The sequence below is a fragment of the Mesorhizobium sp. M1050 genome, assembly GCF_040318715.1.
In the GTDB taxonomy this organism is placed as follows: domain Bacteria; phylum Pseudomonadota; class Alphaproteobacteria; order Rhizobiales; family Rhizobiaceae; genus Mesorhizobium.
The window spans coordinates 16229-30926 of sequence record NZ_JAMYMV010000048.1; the positions used below are offsets into that span (position 1 = coordinate 16229).

General features: G+C 62.2%; 14 protein-coding genes. 10 read left to right on the plus strand and 4 right to left on the minus strand.

Annotated features, from left to right (window positions below; translation table 11 throughout):
- Positions 1-9 precede the first annotated feature (9 nt).
- The gene (locus NKH57_RS23220) at positions 10-771 is read left to right on the plus strand and encodes an ABC transporter permease (protein ID WP_352605982.1); all 762 of its coding nucleotides are present in this window, start codon (positions 10-12) and stop codon (positions 769-771) included.
- 31 nt (positions 772-802) lie between these two features.
- Here the strand turns inward: NKH57_RS23220 and NKH57_RS23225 are convergent, their stop codons facing one another.
- Complete coding sequence (locus NKH57_RS23225) at positions 803-1840, minus strand: phosphatidylglycerol lysyltransferase domain-containing protein (protein ID WP_352605934.1); 1038 nt, start codon at positions 1838-1840, stop codon at positions 803-805.
- Positions 1841-2197: 357 nt separating this feature from the next.
- Here NKH57_RS23225 and NKH57_RS23230 point away from each other — a divergent pair, with 357 nt between their 5' ends.
- Positions 2198-3388 (plus strand): flavin-containing monooxygenase, encoded by a 1191-nt coding sequence (locus NKH57_RS23230; protein ID WP_352947592.1) that lies wholly within the window; start codon positions 2198-2200, stop codon positions 3386-3388.
- A 129-nt stretch (positions 3389-3517) separates the two neighbouring features.
- On the opposite strand, the gene NKH57_RS23235 is transcribed toward NKH57_RS23230, so the two are convergent.
- A complete protein-coding gene (locus NKH57_RS23235; protein WP_352947595.1) occupies positions 3518-5521 on the minus strand; it encodes a PhoX family protein in 2004 nt (667 codons plus the stop codon).
- 296 nt (positions 5522-5817) lie between these two features.
- On the opposite strand from NKH57_RS23235, the gene NKH57_RS23240 reads away from it, so the two are divergent.
- Positions 5818-6300 carry a hypothetical protein gene (locus tag NKH57_RS23240; RefSeq protein ID WP_352947597.1) on the plus strand — a complete coding sequence of 161 codons (483 nt, stop codon included), beginning with the start codon at positions 5818-5820 and terminating at the stop codon, positions 6298-6300.
- Positions 6301-6617: 317 nt separating this feature from the next.
- Positions 6618-7109 (plus strand): hypothetical protein, encoded by a 492-nt coding sequence (locus tag NKH57_RS23245; RefSeq protein WP_352947600.1) that lies wholly within the window; start codon positions 6618-6620, stop codon positions 7107-7109.
- 76 nt (positions 7110-7185) lie between these two features.
- On the opposite strand, the gene NKH57_RS23250 is transcribed toward NKH57_RS23245, so the two are convergent.
- Together NKH57_RS23250 and NKH57_RS23255 are read right to left on the minus strand one after the other, a co-directional pair.
- Positions 7186-7842 (minus strand): LuxR C-terminal-related transcriptional regulator, encoded by a 657-nt coding sequence (locus tag NKH57_RS23250; RefSeq protein ID WP_023762224.1) that lies wholly within the window; start codon positions 7840-7842, stop codon positions 7186-7188.
- A complete protein-coding gene (locus tag NKH57_RS23255) occupies positions 7839-9230 on the minus strand; it encodes a sensor histidine kinase (protein ID WP_023762225.1) in 1392 nt (463 codons plus the stop codon). Before NKH57_RS23255 ends, NKH57_RS23250 begins: the two co-directional genes overlap by 4 nt.
- A gap of 173 nt (positions 9231-9403) precedes the next feature.
- Here NKH57_RS23255 and NKH57_RS23260 point away from each other — a divergent pair, with 173 nt between their 5' ends.
- The 6 genes from NKH57_RS23260 to NKH57_RS23285 all read left to right on the plus strand — a co-directional run bounded on the left by NKH57_RS23260 (position 9404) and on the right by NKH57_RS23285 (position 14664).
- On the plus strand, positions 9404-9745 hold the full coding sequence (locus NKH57_RS23260) for a hypothetical protein (protein WP_031261091.1): 342 nt from the start codon (positions 9404-9406) through the stop codon (positions 9743-9745).
- A 14-nt stretch (positions 9746-9759) separates the two neighbouring features.
- Positions 9760-10479 (plus strand): phosphatase PAP2 family protein, encoded by a 720-nt coding sequence (locus tag NKH57_RS23265; RefSeq protein WP_352947603.1) that lies wholly within the window; start codon positions 9760-9762, stop codon positions 10477-10479.
- Between the two features lie 391 nt (positions 10480-10870).
- Positions 10871-11104 carry a hypothetical protein gene (locus tag NKH57_RS23270; protein ID WP_352605946.1) on the plus strand — a complete coding sequence of 78 codons (234 nt, stop codon included), beginning with the start codon at positions 10871-10873 and terminating at the stop codon, positions 11102-11104.
- Between the two features lie 388 nt (positions 11105-11492).
- Complete coding sequence (locus tag NKH57_RS23275) at positions 11493-12149, plus strand: response regulator (protein ID WP_352605948.1); 657 nt, start codon at positions 11493-11495, stop codon at positions 12147-12149.
- Positions 12146-13522, plus strand: coding sequence for a sensor histidine kinase (locus tag NKH57_RS23280; protein WP_352947607.1), 1377 nt, complete (start codon positions 12146-12148; stop codon positions 13520-13522). The genes NKH57_RS23275 and NKH57_RS23280 overlap by 4 nt, the downstream gene beginning before the upstream one ends.
- Before the next feature lie 167 nt (positions 13523-13689).
- A complete protein-coding gene (locus NKH57_RS23285; RefSeq protein WP_352947648.1) occupies positions 13690-14664 on the plus strand; it encodes a glycosyltransferase family 2 protein in 975 nt (324 codons plus the stop codon).
- Positions 14665-14698 lie beyond the last annotated feature (34 nt).

Sequence of the window (14698 nt, forward strand, 5' to 3'; positions counted from 1 at the left end):
CCCACGGCCATGAATCTACGTGCAGTATGGGCGATCTACCGTGTCGAAATGGCGCGTGCCTTCCGCACCGTGCTGCAAAGCATCGTCTCGCCGGTCATCTCGACATCGCTGTATTTCGTCGTCTTCGGCTCGGCCATCGGCTCCCGCATCACCGAGATCGACGGCATCAGCTACGGCGCCTTCATCGTGCCGGGCCTGATCATGCTGTCGCTGTTGACGCAGTCGATCTCCAACGCCTCCTTTGCCATCTACTTCCCGAAATTCGTCGGCTCGATCTACGAATTGCTGTCGGCGCCGGTCTCCTATCTGGAGATCGTCATCGCCTATGTCGGCGGTGCCGCGACCAAGTCGATCATCCTCGGCCTTATCATCCTGGCGACGGCGTCGCTGTTCGTGCCGCTCACCATCCTGCACCCGTTCTGGATGGTCGCCTTCCTGGTGCTGACGGCGGTGACCTTCAGCCTGTTCGGCTTCATCATCGGCATCTGGGCCAAGAGTTTCGAGCAGTTGCAGCTGGTTCCGCTCTTGATCATCACGCCGCTGACCTTCCTCGGCGGCAGCTTCTATTCGATCAACATGCTACCCGGCGTCTGGCGCACGGTGACGCTGTTCAATCCGGTCGTCTATTTGATCAGCGGCTTCCGCTGGAGCTTTTACGGCAAGTCCGACGTCTCGGTCGGCATCAGCCTCGGCATGACGGTCGTCTTCCTGGCCATCTGCATAACGATCGTCGCCTGGATCTTCAGGACCGGTTACCGGCTGAGGAACTGAGCGGCGAAAGTGCCCTGAGCCGCAGCCAGGTCTAAATCGCCTTGACCAGCCGCAGCAACCCCAGCATCTCGACATGCGTCCCCTTGCGGAAGGCGATGTAGACAGGCTCCTCGACACCATGGAAGCGGCGCTTGAACGCCGCCTGGCCTTGCAGGTTGAACCTGCGGCGGTTGACCCAGGCAGAGTCGTAGGCGCGCTGAAAAGTGTTGCGCCAGAAGTCGCTCTCGGCAAATCCGCTCGGCCCGATGTCGACGAGCGGCGACAAGCCAAGCGTGACCACCGATATGCCCTCTTCGCGAAACCGGTCGACGGCGAACTTGGTCAGGCCGATCTCGGCGTGCGGCGAGGCATCGATATGCTTGCGCTTGAAGGCGGTGGTGTAGCCGATGACCTTGCCGTCGCGATACAACGGGTCGAAGTCGAGCAAGGCGACCAGCTCGCCATTGGGACCATGCAGGACGAAACGGCGCATATCGGTGCCCAGATGGTCGGCGAACGGGCGGTTGAGAAAGCCCATTTCCCTACGCTTGACGATGCGGTCGCCGCGCCAGTTGTCGGAAAGCCGGGCGATCTCGTCGAGGTGGATCGTGCGCTTGTCCTCCTCGAACGAGAAGCCCTTCTTCAACAGCCAGCGCTCGGAGTAGCGCACGGTCTCGTTGCGCTTTCCGGAAAAATCATGATCAGGCAGGGTGAGGCGGGTATCGATGCCGAGCCGATTGACCTTGTAGCCGAGCCCGGCTAGCACGCGCGCGGTCTCCTCGCCGATCTGCACGAACCACGGGCTGCCGCCGGTCTCGACGAAGCGTCTGATGTAGTCGGGCCGCAGCATTGGAGCCGCCACCGGATCGCCGAGTGCGAAATGATGCTTCATCTTGGTGCCGAAGGCGATGTAGCCGTCGGAGTCGCCGAAATAGGAAAGCTTGTTTTGAACGGCGCTTGAATAGGCGAGCGAGAAGTCGCCATGGCGGCGAACCAGCGCCAGGCGCTCGACATGCGTCAGCTCCTGCCGCGCCACCTTGGGCGCGGCGCCCTCGAGGATTTTGTCGAAATAGATCCGCAAGGAGGGCATGGCCGAGATTCCGCGTGCCGCCACAGCGCCGTGCGTTCAAGACGCGCAAAGGTGCTGTAACACTTTGATTCTGCGCATGACCTCGAAAACCGAACCCTGACTCCGGGCATGCGCGTGAGGATGACAAAGACCAGCCAGCCCCCCAAGGCCTCGAATCAATCACATTGCCGCGACCTGATTACCGCTGATATCGCGCATATGCCATATAGAGCGCAACCGCGGCCCATTGGATGGCTCGAAAATCGGATGGCTCGAAAATCGGCAGCAGGTTGTTGTAGGGATACTGCGCGGTGTCAAACGGTTACAGTGTTCTGCGAGCCATGCGGAAGGACGGGTCGAATGGGGATTCGAGGGTGAATGACTGATACGACAATCCGGTCGGTTGCCGACCTGCCGATAACGGTCGAGCCGGCAATCGTCGTCGGCGCCGGTGTTGCCGGATTGGTCGCGGCGCATGCATTGATGAATGCTGGCGTGCCGACAGCGATCCTGGAAAAAGAAAGCCGGCTGGCCGAGCCCTGGCATCGGCGGCATCAGCAGTTGCATCTCAACACCCATCGCGATCTTTCTTCGCTGCCCGGCCTTGCCTATCCCCCCGGCACGCCTGCTTTTCCGCAAAGGACGGCCGTCATCCGCCATATGAATGATTTCAGTGGGGAAAACCGGCTGCCGGTGCAGTTTGGCGTCGCTGTCGAAGAGATCACCTTCAAGGGCGATCATTGGGCGCTGCGGACCAGCGCCGGACTGCGCCTTGCGCGCAATGTCGTCATTGCCACTGGCCGCGACAGGTTGCCATTCATTCCCGAATGGAAAGGCATGAAGGATTTCGCCGGCCGCATCATCCATTCGGCGGATTTCGGCGACGCGCAGGGCTATGCGAGCCAAAAAGTGCTGGTCGTAGGCGCCGGCAATTCGGGTTTCGACGCGCTCAATCATCTGGCCGGCATAGCCACGGCAGCCATCTGGCTGTCGGCCCGCAACGGCCCCGCTTTGCTGCCCAAGCGGATCAGCAAGATCGCCGTGCATAGGCTTTCGCCGCTCATGGCGCGCTTGCCGTTGCGGATCGCCGATGCGGTGATGGCAGCAACGCAGCGCCTGGTCTTCGGCGACCTGACCAAATTCGGCCTTCCGCCAGCGCCCTCGGGCGGCGCCAGCCGGTTGACCTCGGACTACACAGCGATCGCCGCCGACGACGGCGCCGTCAGCGCCATCAAATCGGGCAAGATCACCGTGGTGCCGGCCATACGGGAATTCACCCGCGACGGCGTGATATTGGCCAATGGCAGCCTGGTCTATCCCGACATCGTCATTGCCGCGACGGGCTATCGCACCGGGCTGGAGCCCATGGTCGGCAAGCTCGGCGTGCTCGACGGCAAGGGCGTTCCGCTCTTCAATGGCGGCCAATCCGATCCGAAATTCCCCGGCCTGTGGTTCACCGGCATGCGGCCAAGCATTCGCGGCTGTTTCGCCAATGCCGGCATCCTGGCCAAGGCGATCGCCAAACGGATTGCAGGTGCCGCTGGCGCCTCATCCGGTGCCTCACGCTGATTTCGGTTCGAGCCGCCGGGACTCGACGACCTCAATCATCAAGTCCTCCTCGACCATTCGGCATTGTGCATGGAAACAAAGACCTAAAGCGCGTCGCATGGATCCATTTCGACGCGACGCGCTTTAATATCAGACCGCGATCTTGCCGCCGCCCTGTCTGGTGATCGCGACCACCGCCGGCCGCACTGGCATGTCGGGCTTGAAGTCGGGCCAGCGCGTCGACAGGTCCTCGTAATAGGACGGGCGGCCGAACGGCTCCCAGTCCTCGCCGCCGTCGCCCGGATGCTGGACGGCGACAAAGGCGGTCTGGTCGTCGGGCGCGAACAGCGGGCCGCACATTTCGGCGCCGATCGGCACGCGGAAGAACAGTTTCGAGGTCGCCCGCGCCGCGCCTTCGGTGTCGACCGCCCACAGGCCATCGGTACGGCCGGTGGTTTTCGGGCTCTGGCCGTCGGTGGCGACCCACAGGCGCCCAGCCGAATCGACCGCGCAATTATCGGGCATGCCGAACCAGCCATTGGCCGTCGTCGCCGTCGAGAAGGTGGCGCCGACATCGGCGACGGAGGGATCGCCGCATTTCAGCAGCACTTCCCACTTGCCTTTGATGGCGGTGAAATCGCCGCCATCTTCCGATATTTCGATGATGTGGCCGAAGGCGTTGTCGGCGCGCGGATTGGCGGCATTGACCTGGTCGGCCTTGCGCTTCGAATTGTTGGTCAGCATGACATAGACCTTGCCGTTGACGGCATTGGGCTGGATGTCCTCGGGGCGGTCCATCTTGGTGGCGCCGAGCAGGTCGGCGGCGCGGCGTGTTTCGATCAGCACGTCGGCCTGGCTGGCGAAGCCGTTCTCAGTCGTCAGCGGCGCCTTCCCGAAGACGATCGGCAGCCATTCGACCGAACCGTCTTCGGCGAACTTGGCGACATGCAGCGTACCGTCGTCGAGCAGATCCTTGTTGGCGGCATGGTCGTTGGGATTGAACGCCGCCTTGGTGACGAATTTGTACACATAGTCGAAGCGCTCGTCGTCGCCGAGATAGAAGACAACGCGACCGTCCTTGGCGACAATCGATTCGGCGCCTTCGTGCTTGAAGCGGCCCATGGCGGTGCGCTTCCTCGGCGTCGAGGTCGGATCGTTGACATCGACTTCGACGATCCAGCCGAAGCGGTTGGCCTCGTTGGGCTCCTTGGCGAGGTCGAAACGATCGTAATGGGCGGCCCATTCATAGGCGCCTTCGGGAATGCCAAGGCGTTTGTAATTGGCGGCCTCCTTGTGGCCCTCAGGCAGGTCGCCGGAGAAATAGCCGTGGATGTTCTCCTCGGCCATCACATAGGTGCCCCAGGGGGTGACGCCGCCGGCGCAGTTGTTGAATGTGCCGAAAACCTTGGTGCCGGACGGGTCTGCATTGGTCTTGACGCGATCGTGGCCGGCGACCGGACCAGACAGCGCCATTTCGGTGCTGGAGGTGATGCGACGGTTGAGCTTGCCGTCGCGCACTACCTGCCATTTGCCCGAGACCTTGCGTATCTCGACGATGGTGCCGCCGTGGGCAGCCATCTCGACATCGACCTGCTCCTTCGAGAGCGGTGCGACTTCGGCTGATTTCTTACCGTCCTTGTCGACGATCTTGACGATGCCCGGGAACATCAGATGCGGGTTGGTGTATTCGTGGTTGACCACCAGCAGGCCGTGTTCGGCCGAACCGTCGATCGGGAGATAGCCGACATAGTCGTTGTTGTAGCCGAACTGTTTCGCCTGAGCCTGCGCCGACTGTTTCGTCGGGTCGAACTCCGGCGAATCGGCAAACAGCGGATCGCCCCAGCGCAACAACACATCGGCATCGTAGCCCGGCGCGACATGGTGTTTGTCGTCGATGCCGGCCTCCAACTCGTCGAACGCGAAGGCGGAGCCTTCTGCGGCCCGGGCCTCGTCCGCACTGACCAGCGCCAGCGGACTAACGGTTGCGGCGATGGCCGAGACGGCCAGTGAACCTTTGAGGAAGCCACGGCGCGAGAACCGCGCGGCGATGATCTCGCCCATGGTGCGGTTGTCCGTAGGGTTGGTTGCGGGGCCGTCGTTTTCCTCGAGCAGGCTGGTGCGGAATCGGGCGTCGGGGGAGCGTTTTTCGGTCATTTGGGACTTGCCTCTGGCTTTGGGCGATGGCTGGAGCGTGTTGCCTGTTTAACCCCTTATAGCCGGTCGATCACATTTTCGTGACATCTCCAGTCGCTTTCAACCGGATTTCACGACCCGCCAGCCGACCCTTTTCGCAACCGAGCGACGCGAGGGACCAAAGTCCTGGTCAGGCCGAGCAAAGGTCCCTGTCGGTGCGGCATTGGTCGTGGGCCCCCTATGCCAAGGCCACTATGCCGGCAATAGTCGGCCGCTTGCCAAAGCCGGCATCGGCCTGATGTATAGGAGGGTCCGTGATGCGCGGATCGACCCCCACCCGCTTTCGTTGGCTGGCTCTGAGAGCAACATCGGCATTGGCGCTGGCTGTCGCCCCCTATCAACTCGCTTTCCACGGCTCCGCGCCCGGCCTCATTGCCGCAGCCGCACACGCCAAGGATAGCGGACATGATGGTGGCGCTGGTGGAAGCGGCGGAAGCGGCAGCGGAAACAGCGGAAATTCCGGGTCTGGTGGCGGCGACGACGGCGCCAGCAACGATCATGGCACCACCGACAATTCCGGAACCGGAAAAAGCCAAAACGATGGCGGAGCCGGCCATCACGTCAACGCGGCCACTGGCGACAAGGTTGACGTGGATCGCAACAAGATCGAGGTACAGCATCCCGATGGCACCACCGAAGAGATCGCGAACGGCCGTTTCGAGATGAAGGATGCGCTCGGCCGAACGATCGTCGAACGTGCAGCGACGGCGCGCGATTACAGTCGTCTTCAGGCTTTGTGAGGCAGGCCACCCAGGCAAGGGCCTGCTTCGCAGTCACCTCCGCCGCCCCCGGCGGAGGTGACTTGATGTTCGGCGTCTGCCGTCGTCAGGCATCACGGAAACCCAGTATCCCGCTCGACGATGGCGATCGCGGCGCCGTTCATACAAAGCTAATATAGCATGCGATTAGGACTTTAGTCCAATCTTGCGCTTGCAAAGGTCCTGGGTGACAACGGCAACGGTCGGAGGTCGCTTCCGGGCACCGCGTCTTTCGGCGATGTTGGTTGCAACTGCAACGTTGAAGGTGGGCGCGCCGGGCTCAATCGACGGAGATCAGGATGCACAGATCGCTCACAACGCCTCGTTGCCGGCTTGCACTTAGATCCGCGGCTGCGCTGGCGTTGACCATCGCTCCCTATCAAATTGCCTTCCACGGCTCCGTTCCCGCGATTTACGCCGCCAGCGCACAGGCCGGCAAGGGCGGTGGCGGCAACGGCGGCGGTGGTGGAAACGGCGGTGGCGGAAATGGCGGCGGCGGCAATAGCGGTAGCAGTGGCGGCAACAGCAGCAGCAGCAGCGGGAATGGCAACAGTGGCAATGCCGGCAAGTCGGGTACCAACAAGGGTAAGAACGGCAACAGCGCGAGCCATGTCAATGCAACGACCGGCGACGAGGTCGACGTGACAGGCAACAAGATCACAATCCGGCATCCCGACGGCATAACGGAAAAGCTCGAGAACGGTCGTTTCAGGATGGAGGATGCGCTCGGTCGCACGATCATCGACCGCCGGGCCACACCGGCCGACGTCGGCCGTCTCAAGGCCTTGTGACGCCGACCAACAGGCAACGGCCGGCTTCACACGTCACCTCCGTCGCCCCCCGGCGGAGGTGACCTCGTTTGGGGGTTTAAGACTGGTTGCGGTCGCGCAGCTCACGCATCATCAAAGCCGCTTCGGTGCGGTTGCGCACATTGAGTTTCGACAGCACCCCGGTCATGTGATGCTTGACGGTCTTCTCCTGCAGCTCCAGCCGCAACGCGACTTCCTTGTTGCTTAGCCCCTCCGCCACCAGCCGCAGAATTTCCGTCTGCCGTTCCGTGAGTTGCCGCAGCCGGTCCGCATTGCCGTTGGTCGGATGCTGGGACTGGAGATCCGAAAGCAGGCGAGCCGAAAGCGTCGGCGAAAGATAGCTTTCGCCGGCCGCCACGCTGCGCAGGATATCGGCAAGCGCGCGCGATCCGATGCCTTTGAGCACATAGCCGCACACCCCTGCATTCAGGGCCATGGTCACATCGGCATTGGCCTCCGAAACGGTCAGCATGACTATCTTCTGGGCGGGATGGCCGGCGAGGATCCCCGCAACCGCGGCCAGGCCGCCGCCCGGCATCGAAATATCGAGCAGCAATATGTCCGGCCGAACGGTCGAGACGATGCGTTCGGCATCCTGCGCCGTGGCACCCTCGCCAACCATATCGAAGCCTCCGATCTCCGATAGGCTGCGCGTCACACCTTCGCGGAAGAGGGGATGATCGTCGACAATGGCGATGCGAATGACACCAGTCATGCTTGCTCCTCGACCGATAGACGGATTACCAGACGCGTGCCTTGCGGCCCGGTCAAGGTTTCGAACTGGCCGCCAATGCTTTCGACCCGCTCTCTGAGGCCGGCGAGCCCGAGGCCCTCGTCCCGTGCCGGATCGAAGCCTGGCCCGGCATCCGATACTTCAACGTAAAGCCTGCCACCCTTCATTCCGGCACTCACCGCCTGATCCTTGCCTCGCGCGTGGCGATAGGCGTTGTTCAGCCCTTCCTGCACGAACCGATAGATACTGATCTTCTCCGACGCGCCGGGCTCTGGCAACTGTCCGGCCAGCGTGAGGGTCACGGACGTTCCCGTCCTCAGCTGGTGTTCGTTGACCGCCAGCCGCAGAATGTCGTTTGCGGCAGCCGTCTCGATCTGCGGCAGGACGAGGCCGGTGCAGATACCGCGTATCTCGCGCAACGCATCCTCCAGTGTCTTGCGGATCATCGCGACCTCGGTGGAGCGGCTTTCGCCCGAATGGCCATCGCCGGAAAACACCGGACTATCCATGCGCAGCGCCGCCAGGGCCACGAGTTGTGCCGGACCGTCATGCAGATCGGCGCCGATTCGGCGCAAATACCTTTCGTTGAGCGCGGTGGCGCGACGGGACGCCCGCTGCACGCGCACTCGCAAGGCGCTGTTCTGCGTCACCAGGCCCTGCAGCTCCGACACCTGGCGGCGCAGCGCCCCGCGCTGATCGTCGATGGTGCGGCTGCCGCGCAGGACGATGCCCGACAGGAGCAGGAAGGCCGCCAGCGTCGCGCCGGCGACGATCAGCCAGCTTGACCACAAAGCGGAAGCCAGCGTGGCTTTGAAGTCGTCGGCGATCTCATAGAATTCGGTGACCGCCACCACCTCGCCGGACCACGGCTCGCGCACGGGATTGTAGATCTCCAGCAATGGCAGGCCGGAAGCCTTCTCCTCACCTTCACTATCATCGAACGTATTGAATTCTGCGACGACACTGCCTTTGAAGGCGGAACGCAGATTGTCGCTCGGATCGAAGCGGCGGCCGATCAGCGCCGTCTCCTTGGCGTAGAGAACTGTGCCGTCACGGCTCCAGAGCTTGAAAGAAACGAGGCGCTTGCCGAGCGCGCCCTGGCCAAGCGTCTCGTCGAGCGCCTGCTTGACGGAGTCGCTGAGCTTCTGCTGCTTGCGCAGGTCCGGGAGTAGGGGCGCAATCACGCTGTCGACATACAGCGCCGTCGTGGCGGCCGAATTGCGGATGACGCCATCCCGGATCTGACCCGTCACCCAGGCTCCCACCACCAGCATGACGGCCAGCAGGCCAAAGCCGCCGGCAACGACGAATTGCAGGGCAAGGGAAAGCTCGCTCCAGCGCCGCGCCAAGTTTTGAACAATACGAATCATGAGCCCCTGACCGCCCTTCAATCGATAGGCTGGGCGATTTCAATACATTGGGCTTCCGCCTTGCTGTTGCCAAGGCCTACGTTCGGTCGAGGTCGCTTGACGTCCCGGCACGCTTCGGAAACAACGTCCGCGAACTCACGCGGCGGGAGCTGCTTCGAGAGGGGGATGAAACATTGAGTCTTTCGGGATTGCTTCAGCTCGGCTTTTCGACGGTCATCTTCCTGCTGGCGGCCACCGCCGCCAAACAGTGGGGCCTTGCGCCGAGCCTTGGCAAGATCCTGCTGACGCTGGCGCTCTATTCCTTGGGCAATCTGATCATGCTGCGGCTGATCCGCGAATTCGGCATGTCGGTGTCATTCAGCCTGTCGGCAGTCATCCAGCTGGTTTCAGTGAATGCCGTCGCGCTGGTCTTCTTCGGCGAGCGCGTCAACGCGTTGCAGGCCACCGGCATCATTCTGGCAATCGCAGCCGTGGCACTGATCACGCTCGGACCCTATCTACAAGGCCGATTGTAACGGGCGAATTGCCGATGAAGAACGCCGCGAACGCTCTGCTCAACCGTGTCGAATTCCCGGTGCTTCTGGCCGGTCTGGTCATCGCCGCCGGCCTGTGGGGGCTCGAGGAATTGATCGAGGTGGCGCGGGCCGCCACGCCGCACGCTTTCGACACCGAAATCCTGCTCGCGTTCCGCAAGGCAGGCCAGCCCGACAGTCCGATCGGTCCGCCCTGGCTGGAGGGGGCGATGCGCGACATCACCAGCCTGGGCAGCGGCAGCGTCGTGGTGCTGATCGTAGCAGCGGCAATTTTTTATCTCTTGCTTATCCGCAGGCCGGCGACCGCCCTTTTCGTCTTTGTGGCGGTGGCCGGTGGTCAGGTGCTGTCCAGCCTGCTGAAAGCTGGCATCGACCGGCCCCGCCCTGAACTCGTCTCGCATCTCGCCAACGAGACAACGCTGTCTTTTCCGAGCGGCCACGCCATGCTGTCGGCGGTGACGTATCTGACGCTCGGCGCGCTGGCAGCGCGCTTTCTGCCTGGGCGAACGACGAAGATCTATGTGTTGTCATTGGCGGTGTTGACGACGCTGCTGGTTGGCGTCAGCCGCGTCTACCTCGGTGTGCACTGGCCGTCGGATGTGCTGGCCGGCTGGTGCGCCGGCTTCGCCTGGGCGATGCTGTGCTGGCTCGCTGCCCGTGCATGGCAGCGGTGGCGCGCGCAGCGCCTGAACGGCGGCAAGGAGACTGGAGACTAGAGCCGGGAGACTAGATCAGCCGGTTGATCAGCCCATGCCCGCAACCCGTTAGCAGGAAAACCACCGACAGCAAGCATGCCGATGTCGTGAAGGTCTTGAAAATAGCCAACCGCGTTATCCCCCTGCCCGTTTGGAACACCCTAACGCGCAATCCTCGGGAAGTATCCTGAAAAATGGCTGCTGGTGATTGGGCGCTAAGAACTCGATGACCAGCAGCGCGCCAGCGAGGCTGCAACGGTCGCCAATGGTTTGGTATCTATCTTTGCACTTCGAGCGACACCGTCGTCGCTTGCAAAACCCGGGCGCTGTGCACTGACGGTCTCATCGGTATCGGCGGCGCCGCGAATCTGTGCTAAGCCGCCGCCGCCTAACCAACCAAAGGACGACCCCTGTGAGCGAACTGACCGTGGCCGAAGCGATCGAACGCATCTATGCCTCGCTCCGGGCGGATAATGCCGACCTCGACGTACATATCGCGAGCCTTAAGGCAGCGCTGGCACGAGAGGGAACAAAACAGGCGGTGTTCGTTCCGACCAAGCTGGCGCAGAACAACCGCTCGGGCCGCAAGTTGATGCAGGCCTATTTTCGGCAGCACGGGGTAAGCGTCAGGTTCTCGGATCAGTAGAACCGCGCGGGTTGAAGGTTGGCCACTTTTTCGAGCACCCCGCGAACACGCATGTCACGGGCCTGCCTCTTGCCGCGGTCGGCGACCGTTCAAAGGCTGTGATGATGGCGGATTATCGAAGCCTCAGGGTGATGCATGACGCCGTCGAGAGTGGGTGCGTGATCATTCTCATGGTCAGGTACTTACCTCGTTTTCTCTGGCCATGGGGTTTCGCGGGCCGAAGCTGACGGTCGCGGCCGCATCGCCGGACCTCCTCTCGCTTGCTCTCGCAACCGTGACGAGACGCCCCGCCCGTAACCTGATTTTGCCCGCAAAATGCCGCGATGGCGTCCTTGGTTCACAATCGGATCGGGAATTCAGGCGGTTCACCGCAACGGAAAGGCATCGCATGCGGCTGCTTCTGGTTGAGGACGATTTGATCCTCGGCTCTTCGCTGAAGAAGGCTCTCGAAAAGCATGCCTATGGGGTGGACTGGATGAAGGATGGCGAGGCTGCGATCGCGGGGCTCGAGGACCTCGCCTTCGACGTGGTCGTGCTCGACGTCAACCTGCCTGGGGTGAACGGGATTGAGGTCCTGCGCTCGGCGCGGAAGAATCGCAACGCCGTGCCGATTCTTCTGCTTACCGCCCGTGATACGTCCCTGCAGAAGGTCGAAGGGCTCGACAACGGAGCCGACGACTATCTGGTGAAGCCGTTCGATCTCGACGAATTGCTGGCACGGTTGCGCGCCCTCATGCGCCGGCGGGAGGGCCGCACCGAGATCATCCTGAAAAGCGGCCCTATCGAAATGGATCCGGCGGCAATGGTAGTGCGCGGCGCCGAGGGCCAGATCGCGATGACCGCCAAGGAATTCCGGCTGCTCAAGCTCCTGATGGAGCGGGCGGGCAAATACGTCACCAAGAGCGACATCGAATACGCGCTCTACAGCGCCGACAGCGCGGTGGAAAGCAACACGACCGAGGTCATCATCTACAACCTGCGCAGAAAGCTCGGCGCCGACTTCATCCGCTCCATCCGGGGCGTCGGCTACATGATCGAGCCATGAGGCGCCTGACCCTTACCTGGAAGCTCTTTCTGCGGATAACGCCGACGATCCTCGTCGCCATCGCAGTCATCGGGGTCCTCGCCTTCCGCTCAGCCAGGCGCGAGATCGACAACATCTACGACGCCAAGCTGATCAATGACGCCAACGTTCTCTGGACGCTGCTGGAACATCAGATCGAAGAGCCGGGCAACCACCCGCCCAGGCAGGTCAAGGACATGGACTTTGCGATGGGCAACCAGCTCGCCATGAACGATCAGGCGGACGACTACGCCGACGCGCACATATTTCGCCTGTGGAAGGACGGCAGGATCCGCATCTTCACCAACGGCGCCTTTCCCGAGAGCGTTCCAGCCCAAAGGGCCGGCTTCACCGAGCTGAATTATGCCAACGAGCGATGGGTCGTCTATTCGCTGCCGATCCCGAACACCGGCATCGTCGTGGAAGTCGGCGAAAAGCGAGCCCTTCGCGACACGCTGGTGTCGAACATCATGCTCAATCTGTTCTTTCCGCTGCTGGTGCTGGTGCCGGTCATCGGGCTGCTGGTTTGGTATGGCATCAGCAACGGCCTGGGACCCATTCACGGTCTGGTCCGCCAGATCCGCAGCCGTTCGCCCGACGACCTCTCCGTCATCGCGATCGATGCGTTGCCGCGCGACCTGCTTCCGTTGGGCATGTCGGTGAACCAGTTGCTCAGCAAGCTCGACCGGTCGCTGACGGCGGAAAGGCGCTTCGCCGACCAGGCGGCGCACCAGCTGCGAACGCCTCATGCCGGGATAAAGCTTTTGCTGCAGATGCTGGCGCATGCCGACAGCGAAACGGAGCGGGAGACGATCCTCGCCGACCTGACGGCCAGCAACGACAAGGCGACCCGCCTCGTCAAGCAGATGCTGGAGGCGGCGCGCATCAGCCATCAGCCGGTCGAGCTGAGAGTGGTCCGGCTCTATGATGTCACCGCGTCGGTGATCGCCGAGTTCGGCACGATCATCACGCTCAAGCGACATGATGTCTCGCTCGACGGAGACGAGGCGGCCGAGGTCAAAACGGACGAACCCATGCTTCGCCTGTTGATAGGCAATCTGATCGACAATGCGATCAAGTACACACCGGCTGGCGGGAAAATCAAGGTCTCGATCTCGCCTGAACCCGGCGCCTGGACGCTTTCAATCACCGACAGCGGCCCAGGCATCGCCCCTCAGCATCGCGAGGCGGTATTCCGCCGGTTTTATCGCGTGAATGTGCCCGAAGTGGAAGGAAGCGGACTGGGCCTCGCCATCGTCTCGGGCATCGTCGAGCGCCTTTCCGCGAACATCGCCCTCAGCACGCCTTCGCCCGGCGGTGGCCTTCACGTCGCGGTCACGTTGCCGCAAGCCTGAAGTTACAACCCTGCTGATCGGCACAGCGTGAGGCTTCGGCTTCAATTTCAGTTTCGCTTCATCGCGGCCTAATCCTGATCTCAGCGACGGCTGATAGGGAGGTGCGGCTTTCTCAAGAACCCGGGAATTGGCGGGATCCACCGGGTTCGTTTCCCCGGAGGTTTCCGATGAACGCTAATTTTCGTATCCCTGCCCAGAAACCGCCCTTTGCACGCCCTACTGTTTCGGTCTTGATCGCCGCCTACAACGCGGTTCCGTTTCTCGAACGCGCCGTCAATTCCGCAAGGGCGCAGGGGGATGCAGTTATCGAGATCATAGTCGTCGATGATTGCTCGACCGACGCAACCCTGGAGGTTGCCGGAGCAATGTCGCGGCAGGACAGCCGCGTCAAAGTCGTTCACCTGCAAAGGAACGGCGGACCTTCAGCCGCCCGCAATGCCGGCCTGGAGGCTGCCAGCGGCGACTGGATCGCAATCCTGGATGCCGATGATGCGTACGCGCCGGGGCGGATGGAGCGGCTTGTCGAGATTGCCGCTGCACAAGACGCCGATATCGTCACCGACAAGTTCTCATACTACGATCCGGCAAGCGACGCCTCCAGTCCCGCGACCATCGCGTTCACCAAAGATACGACGCTGATCGACATCGAGACGTTCCTGGCGCATGCGAGGCCCTTCGGCGTCGACACGGACTGGGGTTTGCTCAAACCGGTCTTCAGGCGAAAATTCCTGGCGGATCGATCGCTGCGCTATCCCTCCAATTCTCGTCATGGCGAGGACTTTCTTTTTGTGACGGATGCGCTGCTCGAAGGCGCAAAGTACGTGGCCAGCAACTTTCGCGGCTACTTGTACACCCATCGAGGCGCCGGCTGGAGCAGGACGAAGGTGAACTACGACGGCCAGGTGGATCAGTCGCAATCGCTTTTGCTCGATCGACGGCTGTCAGGCAATTCGAGACTTGTTTCCCTCCTCAAGGAGCGCATTCGCGCCATGAAGCGCCTGTCGGCCGAGTACAAGACCCAGGCACTGATCGCCGAGAGGAGGTTGTTGCCGCTTGCGACCGCCGGGATGATGGATTGGCGGATCGCCGCGTCGATCCTGCGGAAGGCCAAAAACAAAATCACGACTGTTCACGCTGGTTGAAATGGCCCAGGTCAAGCGATTTGCATTTTCTGAA